15 protein-coding genes and 1 riboswitch are annotated in these 17,069 nt (G+C 71.8%); of the genes, 9 read left to right on the forward strand and 6 right to left on the reverse strand.

The window, feature by feature from the left end; genetic code table 11:
* Positions 1–11 precede the first annotated feature (11 nt).
* A complete protein-coding gene (locus ACIRFL_RS29605) occupies positions 12–530 on the reverse strand; it encodes a flavin reductase family protein (protein WP_404034344.1) in 519 nt (172 codons plus the stop codon).
* A gap of 378 nt (positions 531–908) precedes the next feature.
* On the opposite strand from ACIRFL_RS29605, the gene cdgB reads away from it, so the two are divergent.
* On the forward strand, positions 909–2,561 hold the full coding sequence (gene cdgB, locus ACIRFL_RS29610) for a diguanylate cyclase CdgB (protein WP_404034346.1): 1,653 nt from the start codon (positions 909–911) through the stop codon (positions 2,559–2,561).
* Positions 2,562–2,702: 141 nt separating this feature from the next.
* Positions 2,703–3,641 (forward strand): carbohydrate-binding protein, encoded by a 939-nt coding sequence (locus ACIRFL_RS29615; protein WP_404034348.1) that lies wholly within the window; start codon positions 2,703–2,705, stop codon positions 3,639–3,641.
* Positions 3,642–3,645: 4 nt separating this feature from the next.
* Here the strand turns inward: ACIRFL_RS29615 and ACIRFL_RS29620 are convergent, their stop codons facing one another.
* The 3 genes from ACIRFL_RS29620 to ACIRFL_RS29630 form a co-directional block, all read right to left on the reverse strand.
* Complete coding sequence (locus ACIRFL_RS29620) at positions 3,646–4,575, reverse strand: 1-phosphofructokinase family hexose kinase (RefSeq protein WP_404034350.1); 930 nt, start codon at positions 4,573–4,575, stop codon at positions 3,646–3,648.
* A gap of 128 nt (positions 4,576–4,703) precedes the next feature.
* Positions 4,704–5,846 carry an N-acetylglucosamine-6-phosphate deacetylase gene (gene nagA / locus ACIRFL_RS29625; RefSeq protein ID WP_404034352.1) on the reverse strand — a complete coding sequence of 381 codons (1,143 nt, stop codon included), beginning with the start codon at positions 5,844–5,846 and terminating at the stop codon, positions 4,704–4,706.
* Positions 5,846–6,787: an ROK family protein gene (locus tag ACIRFL_RS29630; protein WP_404034354.1), complete on the reverse strand. Its 942-nt coding sequence runs from the start codon at positions 6,785–6,787 to the stop codon at positions 5,846–5,848. Before ACIRFL_RS29630 ends, nagA begins: the two co-directional genes overlap by 1 nt.
* A 471-nt stretch (positions 6,788–7,258) precedes the next feature.
* On the opposite strand from ACIRFL_RS29630, the gene ACIRFL_RS29635 reads away from it, so the two are divergent.
* Both ACIRFL_RS29635 and otsB read left to right on the forward strand, forming a co-directional pair.
* The gene (locus ACIRFL_RS29635; RefSeq protein WP_404034356.1) at positions 7,259–7,501 is read left to right on the forward strand and encodes a DUF3263 domain-containing protein; all 243 of its coding nucleotides are present in this window, start codon (positions 7,259–7,261) and stop codon (positions 7,499–7,501) included.
* Between the two features lie 48 nt (positions 7,502–7,549).
* Positions 7,550–8,425 (forward strand): trehalose-phosphatase, encoded by an 876-nt coding sequence (gene otsB, locus ACIRFL_RS29640; RefSeq protein ID WP_404034358.1) that lies wholly within the window; start codon positions 7,550–7,552, stop codon positions 8,423–8,425.
* Here the strand turns inward: otsB and ACIRFL_RS29645 are convergent.
* On the reverse strand, positions 8,404–9,810 hold the full coding sequence (locus tag ACIRFL_RS29645; protein WP_404034360.1) for a trehalose-6-phosphate synthase: 1,407 nt from the start codon (positions 9,808–9,810) through the stop codon (positions 8,404–8,406). The two genes, otsB and ACIRFL_RS29645, sit on opposite strands and share 22 nt — an antisense overlap.
* Before the next feature lie 80 nt (positions 9,811–9,890).
* Positions 9,891–10,835 (reverse strand): glucosyl-3-phosphoglycerate synthase, encoded by a 945-nt coding sequence (locus ACIRFL_RS29650; RefSeq protein WP_404034362.1) that lies wholly within the window; start codon positions 10,833–10,835, stop codon positions 9,891–9,893.
* A 158-nt stretch (positions 10,836–10,993) separates the two neighbouring features.
* Positions 10,994–11,158, forward strand: a riboswitch (SAM riboswitch).
* 18 nt (positions 11,159–11,176) lie between these two features.
* Here ACIRFL_RS29650 and thrC point away from each other — a divergent pair.
* From thrC to ACIRFL_RS29675, 5 genes are all read left to right on the forward strand, one after another.
* Complete coding sequence (gene thrC, locus ACIRFL_RS29655; protein WP_404034364.1) at positions 11,177–12,460, forward strand: threonine synthase; 1,284 nt, start codon at positions 11,177–11,179, stop codon at positions 12,458–12,460.
* Positions 12,457–12,732 carry a MoaD/ThiS family protein gene (locus tag ACIRFL_RS29660; RefSeq protein WP_388713228.1) on the forward strand — a complete coding sequence of 92 codons (276 nt, stop codon included), beginning with the start codon at positions 12,457–12,459 and terminating at the stop codon, positions 12,730–12,732. The genes thrC and ACIRFL_RS29660 overlap by 4 nt, the downstream gene beginning before the upstream one ends.
* Before the next feature lie 433 nt (positions 12,733–13,165).
* Positions 13,166–13,369 carry a cold-shock protein gene (locus ACIRFL_RS29665; RefSeq protein ID WP_004986573.1) on the forward strand — a complete coding sequence of 68 codons (204 nt, stop codon included), beginning with the start codon at positions 13,166–13,168 and terminating at the stop codon, positions 13,367–13,369.
* A 451-nt stretch (positions 13,370–13,820) separates the two neighbouring features.
* Complete coding sequence (groL, locus tag ACIRFL_RS29670; RefSeq protein ID WP_404034367.1) at positions 13,821–15,443, forward strand: chaperonin GroEL; 1,623 nt, start codon at positions 13,821–13,823, stop codon at positions 15,441–15,443.
* A 272-nt stretch (positions 15,444–15,715) separates the two neighbouring features.
* On the forward strand, positions 15,716–16,843 hold the full coding sequence (locus ACIRFL_RS29675; protein WP_404034369.1) for an NADH:flavin oxidoreductase: 1,128 nt from the start codon (positions 15,716–15,718) through the stop codon (positions 16,841–16,843).
* The last annotated feature ends 226 nt before the right edge of the window (positions 16,844–17,069 follow it).

Below are 17,069 nucleotides of genomic sequence, written 5' to 3' on the forward strand. Positions count from 1 at the left end.
GCCTCCCGCGCTCAGCCCAACTGCCGGTAGCGGCCCCGGAAATACAGCAGTGGCCGGCCGTCGGCGCTGGGCAGTTCCGCGGTCAGTACGCGGCCGATCACCAGGGTGTGGTCCCCGGCCGTGACCCGTTGTTCGGTCCGGCACTCCAGGGTCGCCAGGGCGCCGCGCACCAGGGGTGCGTGGGAGACGTCGCCGCGGGCGTAGGGGATGTCCTCGAACAGCAGCCGGTCGCTGAGGCGGCCCTTCATGGCGAACCGGCCCGCGATGTGCCGCTGGCTCTCGGAGAGCACGGAGACGCCCCACAGGGGCTGCTCGGCGAGCAGGTCGTCCATCCGGGCGCCCGCGCGCAGGCTGACCAGGACCAGCGGCGGCTCCAGGGAGACGGACAGGAAGGCCGTGGCCGTCATGCCGGCGTCCTCGCCGGCCGGCGCCCCGGGGTCGTCAGGGTCGAGCGGCGGCTCCTGGGCGGTCACCAGGACCACGCCCGCGGCCAGCCGGGACATGGCGGCCCGGAACTCGTCGTTGCTCACCCCCTCAGCATGCCCGGGAATGGCGGGGGCGGCGGGGGAGGGCAGCGGAGTTGGAATGTTCAGCACGCCGGAAACGCTAATCTTCGCTGCGAGCGGGTCGCATCGGGCCTCCGCCCGAACCTGGTCCTAGGTCCATGGGACGAAGAAAGAACGAAGAAGCCAAGAAGAACGAAGAAGGATGGAGAAGGCGGACACTCTTCTCAATTGTTCACGTTCTTCTGTGACTTGAGTCACAAGACCGATGAATTGTTGACCCTGTGTACCGAGTGGGCAGCGCGCTGTGATTCAGTGGCGGGGAAGCTGCTGCAAGGGCACCACCGAAGAGAAGCGCCGAAGAGCACCCTTGATTCGCTGCGAGGTCTCGGGGGGAGGGCGAGCATGGAAATGGAGTCGGAGCCCTACGTCCGTCTTGCGTCCCTCCGGCAACTGCACCAGGCCATGGCCGACATGAACACGGCACGCAGCCTGGCGGACACGCTGCAGACCGTCGCCGACGGCGCCGTCACCGCCCTCGGGTACGAGATGGCCTGCGTCAACCTCGTACGCCCCGACGGCGACCTGGTGGTCGCCGCCTTCTCCGGGAACTCCGCCGCCGAGGCCCTCATCACCGGCCGGGTCGGCTCCCGCGAGTCCTGGGAGCGCCGGCTGACCATGGGCGAGGCCTGGGGCGACCTGCGGTTCATACCGCACACCGAGGGCTGGGTCCTCGACGACGACGACGTTCCCCAGTGGTACACCGACGGGCCCGCGCCCCGCTTCGAGGACGAGTGGCACCCCGCCGACCGGCTCTTCGCGCCCATGTACGCGCCCGGCGTGCAGGGCGGCGGCTCCGGCGAACTGCTCGGCGTGATCTCCGTGGACCGGCCGCGCAACGGCCGGCATCCGGGCGCCTGGGGCCGCGAGGCCCTTCAGATGTACGCCTTCCAGGCCGCCATCGCGATCAGCAACGCCCGGCTCAGGTCCAACATGCAGCGCGCGCTGGTCCGCCTGGAGCGCGAGCAGCAGGCGCTGCGCGCGAGCGAGGAGAGCTTCCGGCAGGCGTTCGAGTACGCCCCCTCCGGCATGGCGATCGCCGAGATGGGCGGCGACCAGCACGGCCGCATCCTGCGCACCAACGACGCGCTGTGCCGCCTGCTGGGCCGCCCGGCCTCCGCGATGCGCCGCTACTCCTTCTCCGACCTGGTGCACCCCGAGGACATCGGCACGCTGCTGCGCACCTCCGCCGAGGGCGGCCGCGCGGAACTGCGCCTCGGCCGCCGCGACGGCTCCTACGTCTGGGTGTCGCTGCGCAACTCCGTCGTCGCCGACGCCGCCGACGGCCCGCGCTTCCTGCTCACCCACGTCGAGGACATAGAGGAGCGCAAGCGCCGCGAGCTGCAGCTCGCCCACCGTGCCTCGCACGACTCCCTCACCGGCCTGCCGAACTCCGCCGAACTGCGCTCACGCCTGTCGGCCCGCCTGTGCCGGCGTCCCGCGCACGCCGACGAGCTGGACTCCCTGGACGCCGCGTACGGCCATCCCGCCTACGACGTCAACGGCCACGGCTTCGACTTCGCCTCCGGCACGGACGCCTACGACGGCTTCGACCACCATGTGCACACCGTCGCCCCCGAGGACGACCGCGACGACGGCACCAAGGGCCTCGCGGTCCTCTTCTGCGACCTGGACGGCTTCAAGTCGATCAACGACCGGTTCGGGCACAACGCGGGCGACGCGGTCCTCATCGAGGTGGCGCGCCGACTGTCGCGGGGTGTGCGCGACGGGGACACGGTGGCCCGGCTCGGCGGCGACGAGTTCGTCATCCTGGCCGACGGTCTCGGCAAGGCCGACGCCCAGGACCTGGCCGTACGCCTGCGCAACGAGATCATCCAGCCGATCCGGGCCGAGGGGCGGGCCGTGCGGGTGGGCGCCAGCTTCGGCATCGGCTGGGCACACTGCGGCATGACGGCGGACGAGGTGTTGAAATCCGCTGACGAACGGATGTACGTCGAGAAACGATCTCGTCCCAAACAGCACAGGCGGGCCGGATGAACCCCAGGTCGGTGGGCTGAAGCACATCGCGCCACCCGATTGGGTCAGCGAGAGCGGGTAGGCTCGCTCTTCAATACCCGTCTTCACCTGTCTTCCGTATCCGTACCGCATCCGCCCGCACCTGTTGAGGAGTACCTAGGGATGACGCCCGGCGACAACGGCGCGAGCACGCCCGAGGACGACGACCCGTTCGGCTACCTGTACGCCGATGGGCAGGCCAGGGGAGCCCAGCCGCCGTCCGGCGGCTACGGCTACCCGAACTCGGTCAACAGGGTGCGTGCGGTCGGCGAACGCCAGTACGGCCAGCAGGCCCCGGCCGCCTACGGACAGCAGACCGTGCCCCCGCAGCAGGGTGCCTACGGCCAGCCGAACGCCCACTACCAGGCCCCGGAGACCTTCCCGGGCGGCCCGCCCGCCGGCCAGCAGCCGCCGCCGGCCGGCGGCGGCCGGGGCGGTCGCGGCCCGAACACCAAGGGCCTGCTGATCGGCGCGATCGCGGTGGTCGCCGCGGTCGTCATAGGCATCAGCGTCGCCATGCTCAACGGCAACTCGAACGACGACAAGGCCGACGGCGGCCCCTCGGCTTCTGCGACGGGCAGCGCCGACTCCAAGGGGTCGGCTTCGCCCAGTGCCTCGGCGACCGCTGCCACAGGGCCGGGTGTCCAGGACGCGGCGGGTCTGCCGCTTGCCGGCGGTGCCAGGGTCAGCACCGAGTTCTCCGGGGCCAGGGCCGACGGCGGCAAGTACGTCGACCAGATGACGCAGGTCGGGGCCTCGGTGACCTGGAAGGTCGACGTGCCCAAGTCCGGCACGTACGACCTGTGGATTCGGTACGCCAACGCCGAGAAGGACGCGGCGAGCGCGACGACCGTCGTCAACGGGAAGCCGCAGAGCTATAAGCCCGATCTGAAGAACTACGGCAAAGAGGGCGACTGGAACGCCTGGTACCGGTCCTACGTCTCCCTCCGGCTGGATCAGGGGACGAACACCGTGGCGATCACCTGCGGCCAGGGAGACGCCTGCCACTTCAACCTGGACCAGTTGGCGCTGCTCGAAGAGGGACAGAAGCCTGACTGGTGACGTCTCAGGCGGCGTTGGTCTCGCTGGTCACGGTGACCCGCGGGCGTAGGTTTTCGTAGGTCGCGCGGTCGAATTCGCCTGCTACCGGGGCTGCCACGGTCGCCGCGGACAGGGCTATCGCGCGGGTCAGGCGGTCCGGCCAGGGGAGGCGTTCCACCAGGCCCGACAGCAGGCCCGCGACCGCCGAGTCGCCGGCGCCGGTCGGGTTGCCGTGCACGGCGGCGGGCGGGGTGGCCCGCCAGTGGCCCTCCGGGGTGTGGGCGAGCAGCCCCCGCGGCCCGAGGGAGGCGACCACAGCCTGCGCGCCCCGCCTGCGGACGTCCCGGGCGGCCCGCAGCGGCTCGTGCGAGCCGGTGAGTTCGGCCAGCTCGTCCGCGTTGGGCTTGACGATGTCCGGACGGGCCGCCACCCCGCGGCGCAGCGGCTCCCCGCTGGTGTCCAGCAGCACCGGGACACCGGCCGACCGTGCCGCCCGTACCAGGCCCGCATACGCCCCCACCGGCACCCCGGGCGGCAGGCTGCCGCACAGCGCCACCGCCGCGGCCGGCCCGAGCAGGCCCTCGTACGCCTCCTGGAACGCGGCCCACTCGGCGGGCGTCACCTGCGGTCCTGGCTCGTTCAACTGGGTGGTGTCGCCGGTGCGTTCGTCGACGACGGCGATCGTGCGCCGGGTCGCACCGGCGATCGGGACCAGCGCGTCCGCCACGCCCGGAATGTCCGCGAGCCGGTCGCGCACCTCCCGGCCCGTGCCGCCGCCCGCGTACCCCGTGACCGTCACCTCGTGGCCGAGGGCCGCCAGCACCCGGGCCACGTTCACACCCTTGCCGCCCGGCCGCTCGGCGACCGCGGACACCCGGTGCGAGGCGTGCGGCCGCAGCGACCGCACGCGGTAGGTGAGATCGAGAGCGGTGTTCAGTGTGACCGTGAGGATCACCCGGGCCGACCTCCCTCACTGTCTGAGCTGTGCCGTGTGTTCTGGTCCCGATCATGCCAAACAGTTGGCGAGGGGCCCAGACCACGGGCGGTCAACCGGCTCCGGCGGCGCGCCGACCGGGGGACGTATCAGGGCAGTCGGGGATCGACCACCCAGGCGCCCTGCCGCATCACGCCCTTCACGTCGAAGTCCGCGTCGAGGAGCACCAGGTCGGCGTCCTTGCCGGGCTCCAGGGAGCCCACCCGGTCGGCCAGGCCGAGCAGCCGCGCCGGGTTGGCGGACAGGGCCGTCACCACGTCCGGCACCGGCAGCCGGTCGACCGCCACCGCACGCTTGAAGGCGCGGTCCAGGGTCAGGGTCGAGCCCGCGATCGAGCCTCCCCGCACGAGCCGGGCCACGCCGTCGCTGACCTCGACCTCCAGCGGGCCGAGCATGTAGCGGCCGTCGCCGGTCCCGGCCGCGTCCATCGCGTCGGTGATGAACGCGACCCGCCCGGCGCCCGCGTGCCGGAACGCCAGTTCCAGCGCGGCCGGGTGGAGGTGGGTGCCGTCGTTGATCAGCTCGACCGTGACCCGTTCGTCCGCCAGCAGGGCGGCGACCGGGCCGGGGGAGCGGTGGCCGAGCGGCGGCATCGCGTTGAACAGATGGGTGGCGACCGTGGCGCCCGCGTCGATCGCCTGCACCGTCTTCTCGTACGTCGCGTCGGTGTGCCCGACGGCGGCGATGACGCCGTGCGCCGCCAGGAGCCGTACCGAGTCGATGCCGCCGGGCAGTTCGGCGGCGAGGGTGACCATCCGGGTCCAGCCGCGCCCCGCGTCGATCAGCCGCCGCACCTCCTCCGGGTCCGGGTCGCGCAGCAGTTCCTCGGAGTGCGCGCCCTTGCGGCACGGCGAGATGAACGGGCCCTCGAAGTGGATCCCGGCGAGTTCGCCCTGTTCGGCCAGCTCGGACAGCAGCCCGGCCTGCTTGACCAGGAAGTCCATGTCGTCGGTGACGGTGGAGGCGAGCAGCGTGGTGGTGCCGTGCCGCCGGTGGGTGCGGACGGCCGTCAGGATCTCGTCGGCCGTGCCCGAGAACGAGGCGCCCCCGCCGCCGTGGTTGTGCAGGTCGACGAAGCCGGGCACCAGCCAGTGCCCCCGTACGTCGATCACCTGGGCGTCCGCGGGGGCGGCGGCCGTGATCCTCGTGCCCTCGACGATCACGCGTCCGTCGGTCACGATCCCGGTGGGCAGCACCACCCGGGCGCCGGCAAGAACCGTACTGGGGGCCATCAGGCGGTTACCTCCGAAGGGTCAGTGGTTTCGAGGAGATCCCGGGCGAGGAGCCCCGCGCCCAGGCAGCCGGCGGTGTCCCCGAGGGCGGCGGGGACGATCGACGGGAGTTTCTGGAAGGTGACACGGCGCCGGACGGCGTCCCGCAGCGGCCGGAACAGGGTCTGCCCCGCCTCGGCGAGCCCGCCGCCGATGATCAGCGTGCGCGGGTCCAGCAGGGTGAGCGCGGTGACCAGGCCGTCGGCCAGCGCGTCCACCGCCTCCTGCCAGACCCGGACGGCGTCCGGGTCACCGGACGCGACGGCCCGCGCGCAGTCGGCGGCGTCCGCGTCGGGCTTTCCGGAGGCGGCCGCCCAGGCCGCGCTCACCGCCGACGCGGAGGCGTACCGCTCAAGGCAGCCGCGCTGCCCGCACGGACACGCGGTCCCGCCGGGCCGTACGACGACATGGCCGATCTCGCCCGCGAAGCCGTGCGCGCCGGCCTCCACCCGGCCGTCGAGGCCGATGGCGCCCGCGATGCCGGTGCCCAGGGGCACGAACAGGAAGCGGTCCGCGCCCTGGCCCGCGCCGATCCGGCCCTCGGCCAGCCCGCCGGTGCGCACGTCGTGGCCGAGCGCCACCGGGATGCCGAGCCGGGCGGCGAGCAGGTCGCGCAGCGGTACGTCGCGCCAGCCCAGGTTGGCCGCGTAGGCGGCGATGCCGCGTTCCTCGTCGACGATGCCCGGCACCGCGATGCCGGCCGCGACCGCGGGTTCGCCGAACCGCTCGGCGCCGTGGGCGCGCAGTTCGGCGGCGAAGCCGAGGATGCCCTCGACCACCGCCTCGGGTCCGCGTTCGCGTCCGGTCGCGCGGCGGTCCTGGTGCAGCAGCTCGCCGCCGTCCCCGACCAGGGCGGCCTTCATCCCGGTGCCGCCCACGTCGAGGGCGATGACATGTCTCACGGGGAACAGTGTGGACCGCGGACCCTTAAGAGGTCTAGTCCACTTACGCGGCGGAGGTACCACGATCCGCGCGGCGAGGCGGCGACCGGGACCACGGGACGTGGGGTGAACGGCGGCCGGGATCACGGGGTCGCGGGGTGAATGGCGGTCGAAATCGCGAGGTCGCGGGGTGACGGCGGCCGGACCACGGGGCGTGGGGTGAACGGCGATCTGGATCACGGGGTTGCGGGGTGAATGGCGATCTGGATCACGGGGTCGCGGGACGAACGGCGGCCGGAGCCACCGGGAACGGCGATTGGGGTCACCGGTCTGCGGGGTGAGCGGCGGCCGGGATCGCGGGGGCGTGGGGTGAGCGGCGGCCGGGGTCACCGGTCTGCGGGGCGGACGGCGATCGGGTCGCGGACGTTGGCGCTTTTCGGGCCGGGGCCCCGGGGACGGGGCGTCGTCGGTGCCCGGCGCTACCGTTCACCCATGGAACCGGACGACCGCCACGAGCTGGGCCGCCGCGAACAGGCCATCCTGGCGCTGGAGCGCCGGGGCTTTCCGGGACCCGGCGCCAAGGAACGCGCGATACGCGAGGAACTGGGCCTGGCCCCGGTCCGCTACTACCAGCTCCTGAACGCCCTGCTGGACGACGAGCGCGCACTGGCCCACGACCCGGTGACGGTCAACCGGCTGCGCCGGATCCGCGAGACCCGCCGCACCGAGCGCTGACCCGCGCTGCCAGGCGTGCGGGGCGTTCCGCGTGGATAGGGTCGGGTCATGGGCACCCATATGACGGACTCGACCGAGCCCCAGGACGCGCTTCCGACGCCCGTGACACAGGCCGGGCGGGCCGGGCTCGCCGCCGTGCTCGCACGGCCCCGCACCGCGGTGATCGGCCTCGACTTCGACGGGACACTCGCGCCGATCGTGGCCGACCCCGATCAGGCACGCGCACACCCGGACGCCGTACCCGCGCTCGCCGCCCTCGCCCCGAAGGTGGCCGCCGTCGCGGTGGTCACCGGACGCCCGGCCGGCGTCGCGGTCCGCCACGGCGGCTTCGCGGGCGTACCCGGCCTTGAGCACCTGGTCGTACTCGGCCACTACGGCGCCGAACGCTGGGACGCGGTCAGCGGCACCGTCAGCGCACCCGCCCCGCACCCCGGCGTCGCCGCCGTCCGTGCCGAGCTGCCCGGCTTCCTCGACCGGATCGGTGCCTGGCGGGGCACCTGGATCGAGGAGAAGGGGCGGGCCGTGGCCGTGCACACCCGCCGCGCCGAGGATCCGCAGGCCGCGTTCGAGGCGCTGCGCGGTCCGCTCGCCGAGCTGGCCACCCGGCACGGCCTGATCGTCGAGCCCGGCCGCCTGGTCCTCGAACTGCGCCCGCCGGGCATGGACAAGGGCGTCGCCCTGCTGGAGTACGTACGGGAGATCGGCGCCGCATCCGTCGTGTACGGCGGCGACGACCTCGGTGACCTGCCCGCCTTCGCGGCCGTCGACAAGCTACGCTCCGACGGCGTGCCCGGCCTGCTGGTGTGCAGCGGCAGCAGCGAGGTGACCGAACTGGCCGAGCGCGCCGACCTGGTCGTGGACGGTCCGGCCGGGGTGGTGCGGCTGCTGCGGACGCTCGCCGGTCAGCTGGACCGGTCGGCCTGAAGGGCGTGCAGCTGGTCCAGGAACCACTGGGCCGGCGGCAGCGCGGTGGCCGCGGCGGCCAGCCGTTTGGTCCGTTCAGCCCGCTCGTCGTCCGGCAGGGTGAGCGCCCGGTGCAGGGCGTCCGCCGTGCCCCCGATGTCGTACGGGTTGACGGTGATCGCGTCCTCGCCCAGCTCCTCGTACGCCCCCGCCTCCCGGGACAGCACCAGCGCGCAGCCCTGGTCGGAGACGACCGGCACCTCCTTGGCGACCAGGTTCATGCCGTCCCTGATGGGGTTCACCAGGGCCACGTCGGCCAGCCGGTAGGCGGCCAGCGAGCGCGCGAAGTCGTCCTCGACGTGCAGCAGCACCGGCGTCCAGCCCGGCGTCCCGTACCGCGCGTTGATCTCCTCCGCGACGCGCCGCACCTCGGCGGTGTAGTCCCGGTACACGGCCAGGTCCTGGCGCGAGGGGTAGGCGAAGGCGATGTGCACGACCCGCTCGCGCCACTCGGGGCGGTCCGTCAGCAGCTGCCGGTACGCCAGCAGCCCGCGCACGATGTTCTTGGACAGCTCGGTGCGGTCCACCCGCACGATCGCCTTGCGGTCCGCGCCGATCTCCGCGCGCAGCGCCGTCATCCGCTCGGCCACGTCCGGCTCGTGCGCACGCGCGCGCAGGAAGTCCGCGTCGGCGCCCAGACCGTGCACGCCGATGCGGGTGCCGGAGGGGATGCCGGGCCCGAGGACCAGGTGGCAGCAGTCGGTGAAGGCGTCCGCCCAGCGCCGGGTGAGGAACGCGGCGCGGTCCGCGCCCAGGATGCCGCCGAGCAGTTCGGCCGCGATGTCGTCGGGCAGCAGCCGGAAGTAGTCCGGCGGCGCCCAGGGGGTGTGCGAGAAGTGGCCGATGCGCAGGTCGGGGCGGAGCTGCCGGAGCATCCGGGGGGCCAGCGCCAGGTGGTAGTCCTGTACGACGACCGCCGCGGCCTCCGCCGCCTCCTCGGCCAGCGCCTCGGCGAACGCCCGGTTGTAGGTCTGGTACGACGCCCACTGCCGCCGGAACTCCGCGCCGAAGACCGGCTCAAGCGGGGTCTGGTAGAGCATGTGGTGCACGAACCACAGCACCGAGTTGGCGATGCCGTTGTAGGCGTCGGCGTACACGTCGGCCGGAATGTCCAGCATCCGCACGCCGGGCTCGCCGACCCCGCGGCGCACCGCCTCGCGGTCGCCGTCGGACAGTGCCGAGCACACCCACAGGGCGTCCGCGTCGGGGCCGATCGCCGAGAGCCCCGAGACCAGCCCGCCGCCGCCTCGCCGGGCGGCCAGCGAGCCGTCCTCCCGGACGGAGTACGAGACCGGGCCGCGGTTGGACGCGACCAGCACTTGGGCAGCACCGTACGTGGAAGCCATACGCCTCAACCTAGCCCGCCCCACAAACACTCAAACGTACGGTCCGCTCCCGTGTGGGCCGGGCACGGCCGGCGTCGGCTTCAGGCCACTCGGCGGGTGGTGTACTCCGTGATCTGGACCATGGGTGGGCGTTCCTCGGTGTCCACCGGGTAGGTGTGTGGTTCGAAGCCGTGTTCGCCGCGTTCGAACTGGGTGAGGGACGGGCGTACGAGGTGCCCGCGGGCCAGCCGCAGCTGCGCGGTGCGGTAGATCGCGGCGGCCATCCGGCCCAGCGCCTGCCCGTCCTGGTGCCGGTGCCTGCGCACACCGACGTCGACCTGGGCGAGGGCGTCAAGGCCCACCAGGTGCAGGGCGTCGACCAGCATGCCCAGTTCGACGCCGTACCCGACGGGGAACGGCAGCCGCTCCAGCAGTGAGCGGCGGGCCGCGTACTCGCCGCCGAGCGGCTGCACGAAACCGGCCAGCTGCGGCCAGTGCAGATTGAGCAGCGGTCGCGCCATCAGCTCGGTGACCCGGCCGCCCTGGCCCGCCGCGCCGGCCAGCGGGCGGTCGTACATGGCCTTGACCAGGTCGACGTCCGGTTCGGTGAGCAGCGGGCCGACGATCCCGGTGACGAAGTCGGAGGAGAACTCCCGCAGGTCCGCGTCGACGAAGCAGACGATGTCCCCGCCGGTGACGAGCAGCGAGCGCCACAGGACCTCGCCCTTGCCGGGCGCGGCGGGCAGCCGCGGCAGGATGGCGTCGCGGTGCACCACCTGGGCGCCCGCGGCGGCGGCCACCTCGGAGGTGCGGTCGGTGGACCCCGAGTCGACCACGACGATCTCGTCGACCAGCGGAGCCCGCCGCATGAGGTCGCGCCGGATGACGGCGACGATGTCGCCGACCGTCTCCTCCTCGTTGAGCGCGGGCAGCACGACGGAGACCGACTGGCCCGTACGCTGTTTCGCGGCGAGGATCTTGTGCAGTGGCCGGTCGGTCACGGACCAGGAGCGGGTGGCCAGCCAGCGCTCGACTTCTTCCAGCACAGTCAGCTGCTCCTCACTGTCGTGATCACACCGGGTGCATGTGTGATCCATCTCGCGGTTCGGACGACTATCTCAACTGTCCTGGCCGTCGGTTACAGTCTTGAACAACGCGGATGACCATCGCATGTCGGGGGTCGTCGGCGTTCACAACCGCATACAGCTCATCCAGAGGGGCAGAGGGACACGGCCCGATGAAGCCCCGGCAACCCTCCAGCCGGTTCTCGTACTGATCGCTGCGCAAGCCGATCGTTTCCGCGAGGCTCCCGGCTAGGGAAGGTGCCAAATCCGTCTCACGGCGAGATGCGTCGTGAGGAAGATGAGGAGAAAGGGCCTCGCCTCACATGGCTGTGCAGACCGTTGCAAGCACCACGAACCAGTCGGTGGACCTCGGTCCCGCCGCGGCCCTGAGCTGCCGCGAGTGCGGCCACCGGGTGCCGCTCGGCCCGGTGTTCGCCTGCGAGGAGTGTTTCGGCCCGCTGGAGATCGCTTACGACTTCTCGGCGTACGACACCGAGGAGCTGCGCCGGACGATCGAGGCGGGTCCCGCGAACATCTGGCGCTATGCGCCGCTGCTGCCCGTCCCCGCGGACGTGGCCGAAAAGCCCAATCTGAACCCTGGCTGGACCAAGCTGGTCCAGGCCGACAACCTGGCCCGTGAACTCGGCGTCACCGGCGGCCTGTACGTGAAGGACGACTCCGGCAACCCGACGCACTCCTTCAAGGACCGGGTGGTCGCCCAGGCGCTGGAGGCGGCGCGCGCCTTCGGCTTCACGACCCTGTCCTGCTCCTCGACCGGCAACCTCGCCGGGGCCGTCGGCGCCGCGGCGGCCCGGGCCGGCCTGCGCTCCTGTGTGTTCATCCCGTACGACCTGGAGCAGGGCAAGGTCGTCATGGCCGCGATCTACGGCGGTGAGCTGGTCGGCATCGAGGGCAACTACGACGACGTGAACCGCTTCTGCTCCGAGCTGATCGGCGACCCGGCGGGTGAGGGCTGGGGCTTCGTCAACGTCAACCTGCGCCCGTACTACGCGGAGGGCTCCAAGACCCTGGCGTACGAGATCTGTGAGCAGCTCGGCTGGCGGCTGCCCGACCAGATCGTCGTGCCGATCGCCTCCGGCTCCCAGCTCACCAAGATCGACAAGGGGCTGCGGGAGCTGATCGCGCTGGGCCTGGTCGAGGACCGGCCGTACAAGATCTTCGGCGCGCAGGCCGAGGGCTGCTCGCCGGTGTCCACGGCGTTCAAGGCAGGACATGACGTGGTCCGCCCGCAGAAGCCGAACACGATCGCCAAGTCCCTGGCGATCGGCAACCCGGCCGACGGGCCGTACGTGCTGGACATCGCGCGCCGCACGGGCGGTGCGGTGGAGGACGTGACGGACGACCAGGTCGTCGACGCGATCAAGCTGCTGGCGCGCACCGAGGGTGTCTTCGCGGAGACGGCCGGCGGTGTCACCGTGGGCGTGACGAAGAAGCTCCTCGACGAGGGCGTCCTCGACCCGGCGCTCACCACGGTCGTCCTCAACACCGGCGACGGCCTCAAGACCCTCGACGCGGTGGCCGGCACCGGCCTGACCGCCACCATCCGCCCGAACCTGGACTCCTTCCGAGAGGCTGGCCTCGCATGAGCGTGACCGTTCGCATCCCGACCATCCTGCGTACCTACACGGGCGGCCTGTCCGAGGTGAGCGCCGAGGGCGCGAACCTCGCAGAGGTGATCGCCGACCTGGAGAAGAACCACACCGGCATCTCCGCTCGCGTCCTGGACGACCAGGGCAAGCTGCGCCGCTTCGTGAACGTGTACGTCAACGACGACGACGTCCGCTTCGAGCAGGGCCTGCAGACGGCGACGCCGGACGGTGCGGGCGTGTCCATCATCCCCGCCGTGGCCGGCGGCTGACGGTCCCTCACTTTCGGTGACTTCGGTTACCGACTGTTCGTCCGATGGCCCCCTCCGTGAGAGAAGCGGAGGGGGCCATTCAGTGGGGTTGAGCGCGGTAGAGTTGGGGAACGCGTTCCCGGCCCCCGGGTCGGAAGCCCCGGATTCAATCCGCGCAGCCGCCAAGAAGTCGCCAAAGTCCATGCGTTCTTCGCGGCTTTTATTCCTTTTATAGGGCCCGACTTGCCCTGAATTCTGCCGAATTCTCGGCAGATTCCCGACCGGGTGCGTCCAGATTTCTCGTCCGATTGACCTGTTGCAGACGGCAGTTGGACAGATACATTCAGCCGCGGTCGACGCGTTCCGGCGCACGCCCCCAACCTTGGGGGGTGAGGTCTGACCCGGGTCCGCGAAGTGTGGATCTGTGCAAGGGCCAGTAATAGGGGAGTTAGGCATGGCTCAGGGCACCGTCAAGTGGTTCAACGCGGAGAAGGGGTACGGCTTCATCGCGGTCGACGGTGGTGCGGACGTCTTCGTCCACTACAGCGCGATTCAGATGGACGGCTACCGCACCCTGGAAGAGGGCCAGCGGGTCGAGTTCGAGATCTCGCAGGGTCAGAAGGGCCCGCAGGCCGACATGGTTCGCGTCACCGCCTGAACATTCTCAGCGCGAAGGGTCCGCACCTCCCGGGGTGCGGGCCCTTCGTCGTGCCCGGGCCGGAGGGGCCGCGCCGCGGGGCCTTGGCCGCGGGGTCCATGCATGCCGCAGGGCCGGTGCCGCGGGGGGTGTCCGCAGGGCCGGTGCCGCGGTGTCCGCGGGGCCTGTGCCGCGGGTGTCCGGGCCGTCGCGCCGGGGGGCGCGCGCCCGGCGCGACGGCCCGGTCGCGCGCCCCGCGACGGGTCCGCGGCGCGGGCGCACCTTGCACTCGGGTGGGTCGAGTGCTAATCATTGGCGTTAGCACTCTGAAGGTGAGAGTGACAATGAAGGACCGGGTCGGTGAGGCCCGCAGGCCGGGTGGGGCAAGGAACCACAAGGCCGGTGAGCCGTCCGTCGCGGGCGCGGGCGCGGTCCGAAGGAATCACCCCCAGTCCTGGAGGGACCACTTCACATGGCCAAGATCATCGCGTTCGACGAGGAGGCGCGGCGCGGCCTTGAGCGCGGTATGAACCAGCTCGCCGACGCCGTCAAGGTCACCCTCGGCCCCAAGGGCCGCAACGTCGTCCTTGAGAAGAAGTGGGGCGCCCCCACGATCACCAACGATGGTGTGTCCATCGCCAAGGAGATCGAGCTGGAGGACCCGTACGAGAAGATCGGCGCCGAGCTGGTCAAGGAAGTCGCCAAGAAGACCGACGACGTCGCCGGTGACGGTACGACCACCGCGACCGTCCTCGCCCAGGCCCTGGTCAAGGAGGGCCTGCGCAACGTCGCCGCCGGCGCCAACCCGATGGCCCTGAAGCGCGGTATCGAGAGGGCCGTCGAGGCCGTCTCCGCCGCCCTGCTGGAGCAGGCGAAGGACGTCGAGACCAAGGAGCAGATCGCCTCCACGGCCTCCATCTCCGCCGCCGACACCCAGATCGGCGAGCTGATCGCCGAGGCCATGGACAAGGTCGGCAAGGAAGGCGTCATCACCGTCGAGGAGTCGCAGACCTTCGGTCTCGAGCTCGAGCTCACCGAGGGCATGCGCTTCGACAAGGGCTACATCTCGGCGTACTTCGCCACCGACATGGAGCGTATGGAGGCGTCGCTCGACGACCCGTACATCCTGATCGCCAACTCCAAGATCAGCTCCGTCAAGGACCTGCTCCCGCTCCTGGAGAAGGTCATGCAGTCGGGCAAGCCGCTGCTGATCATCGCCGAGGACGTCGAGGGCGAGGCCCTGTCGACCCTGGTCGTCAACAAGATCCGCGGCACCTTCAAGTCCGTCGCCGTCAAGGCCCCGGGCTTCGGCGACCGCCGCAAGGCCATGCTCGGCGACATCGCCATCCTCACGGGCGGCGAGGTCATCTCCGAGGAGGTCGGCCTCAAGCTGGAGAACGCGACCCTGGACCTCCTGGGCCGCGCCCGCAAGGTCGTCATCACCAAGGACGAGACCACCATCGTCGACGGTGCCGGCTCCTCCGAGCAGGTCAACGGCCGGGTCAACCAGATCCGCGCCGAGATCGAGAACAGCGACTCGGACTACGACCGCGAGAAGCTCCAGGAGCGCCTGGCCAAGCTGGCCGGCGGCGTCGCCGTCATCAAGGCCGGTGCCGCCACCGAGGTGGAGCTCAAGGAGCGCAAGCACCGCATCGAGGACGCCGTGCGCAACGCCAAGGCGGCCGTCGAGGAGGGCATCGTCGCCGGTGGTGGCGTGGCCCTGCTGCAGACCACCAGCGTCTTCGAGAAGCTGGAGCTGGAGGGTGACGAGGCGACCGGCGCGCAGGCCGTGAAGCTCGCCCTGGAGGCCCCGCTCAAGCAGATCGCCGTCAACGCCGGCCTCGAGGGCGGCGTCGTGGTCGAGAAGGTCCGCAACCTCACCCCGGGTCACGGCCTGAACGCCGCGACCGGCGAGTACGTCGACCTGGTCGCCGAGGGCATCATCGACCCGGCGAAGGTGACGCGTTCCGCCCTGCAGAACGCCGCGTCCATCGCCGCGCTGTTCCTCACCACCGAGGCCGTCATCGCCGACAAGCCGGAGAAGGCGGCACCGGCCGCCCCGGGCGGCATGCCGGGCGGTGACATGGACTTCTGATCCTCCCCGAGGATCGGACCCGTCCGCCACACACCGAGGGCGGCACTCCCTGACCCCAGGGAGTGCCGCCCTCGGGCATGTCGGCCGAAGGACCCGACCGTGCGCCGCTTCGAGCCCGGGGACGCGACGAAGCGGTGCCGTCCGGGAACGGCGGCGGCCGGTGAGTGTTCGTGGGTTCGGAATGCGGTCGGGAGCGGGGTGGTTGGCATGAGGACACACTCGATGCGTGTGCACATACCGCTCAGTCGACAGCTGTCCGAGGAGTCCCCCACGTGACCGTCACCACCCCGCCCGCCTCCCGCGCGGCCCAGATCCTCGCCCGTCCGATCGCGCTCAACGGGCTCACCGTCCCCAACCGGATCGCGATGGCCCCGATGACCCGCGCGTTCTCGCCGGGCGGCATTCCCGGCGAGGACGTCGTCTCGTACTACGCCCGCCGCGCCGCCGCCGGCGTCGGACTGATCGTCACCGAAGGCACCTACGTCGGCCACGAATCGGCCGGCCTGAGCGACCGGATCCCGCGGTTCCACGGCGCGGACCAACTGGCGGGCTGGGCCCGGGTCGCCGAAGCGGTGCACGCGGCGGGCGGCACGATCGTCCCGCAGCTGTGGCACATCGGCATGGTCCGCGAGCAGGGGCAGCCGCCGTACCCGGACGCGCCCGCGATCGGCCCCTCGGGGCTGCGCCTCGACGGCACCGAGGGCACCGGCAGGGCGATGACCCGGGCCGACCTGGACGCCGTGATCGGCGCCTTCGCCGAGGCGGCCGCCGCCGCGGAGCGCATCGGTTTCGACGGGGTGGAACTGCACGGCGCCCACGGCTATCTGCTCGACCAGTTCCTGTGGGCGGGCACCAACCGGCGCACCGACGCGTACGGCGGTGACCCGGTGGCCCGGACCCGGTTCGCGGCGGAGATCGTGGCCGCGGTGCGCGAGCGCGTCTCCGCCGGGTTCCCGGTCGTCTTCCGCTACTCGCAGTGGAAGCAGGGGGCCTACGACGCGCGGCTCGCCGAGAGCCCCGAGGAACTGGAGGCCGTCCTGACGCCGTTGGCCGCGGCCGGTGTGGACGCCTTCCACGCCTCCACCCGCCGCTATTGGGTCCCCGAGTTCGACGGCTCCGACCTCAACCTGGCCGGCTGGACCAAGAAGCTCACCGGCAAGCCGGCCATCACCGTGGGCTCGGTCGGCCTCGACGGCGACTTCGACCGGAGCTTCCAGGGCGATGGCGCGCCGGTCAGGAGTCTCGACAACCTCCTGGACCGTCTGGAGGCCGAGGAGTTCGACCTGGTGGCGGTCGGCCGTGCGCTGCTCCAGGATCCGCAGTGGGCGGCGAAGGTGCTCGGGGACCGGTTCGACGAACTGAAGCCGTTCGACGCGGCAGCGCTGAAGTCACTCAGCTGAACCTGAACGGGCGACGGACCGGACGCCCGCGGAGGCACCGGTCCGCGCACCCGGGTCAGCCGGTCGGGTCCGCCCGCGCACGCAGTGCCCCGCGGTGGGTCGTTTGGGCGTGCCGGAGGGGTCCGGCCGTTGTCGCGCTGCTTCTACTCCGTTGACGGGAAAGAGCGGCTGAACCCGTGCGGGCGTCGGACGGGACGCTCGTGGGGGGTGTCGGTTCGCGTGCCCG

Origin of the sequence: Streptomyces sp. NPDC102462 (assembly GCF_044765425.1) — a bacterium.
Classification (GTDB): Bacteria; Actinomycetota; Actinomycetes; order Streptomycetales; family Streptomycetaceae; genus Streptomyces.